Annotated in this window: 2 pseudogenes; both read right to left on the minus strand. The window is 57.9% G+C overall.

The window, feature by feature from the left end:
* A pseudogene (locus DEQ92_RS24495) lies at positions 1–133 on the minus strand (cell division protein); the annotation flags it as partial.
* A 123-nt stretch (positions 134–256) separates the two neighbouring features.
* Positions 257–496: pseudogene (btuD, locus tag DEQ92_RS22060) on the minus strand (vitamin B12 ABC transporter ATP-binding protein BtuD); the annotation flags it as partial.

Genomic DNA, 496 nt, shown 5'->3' on the forward strand with positions numbered 1-496 from the left:
GTAAGTCCGAACGAGCCGAATTGACGGCAATTGCGTCGGCGACGAAGCCAGTTCCGGTTCGTCGGTCGTAGTCAATGAGGGCGTCGGCGACCGTTCCGCCAGCCTGACCGACCCCGATGAGTGCGAGTTTCATAGTCCGGTTCCTCTCGAAATTCTGAATGTCAAGACGGACGCACTATGTTTGAGTATGCGCTGCGTAGACACGTATCAGTCACTGGCTAACAGTTGTGGGAGACCGTGAGTCGTCGACGGCCCGTTAGGACTGATTTGAGTGGTATGGTGAGTCGTCAAAACCGCTGTCCGTCTCGTCGGCGTCACCTTCCACATCGCTGGTATCGGTATCGTCTTTCATCTCGCGTGAACGCTCGCGGAACGACTCGCAGGCGAGTTCACCGACGGTGGAAAGTAACTCGCTGGAAGACACCACGTGGCCTCGGTCGCGGAGTCGCTCGTAGACGGCGCGACCGGCGTCACCGGCGTAGTTTCGTTCTGAAAA

Origin of the sequence: Haloferax sp. Atlit-6N, from assembly GCF_003383195.1 — an archaeon.
GTDB lineage: Archaea > Halobacteriota > Halobacteria > Halobacteriales > Haloferacaceae > Haloferax > Haloferax gibbonsii.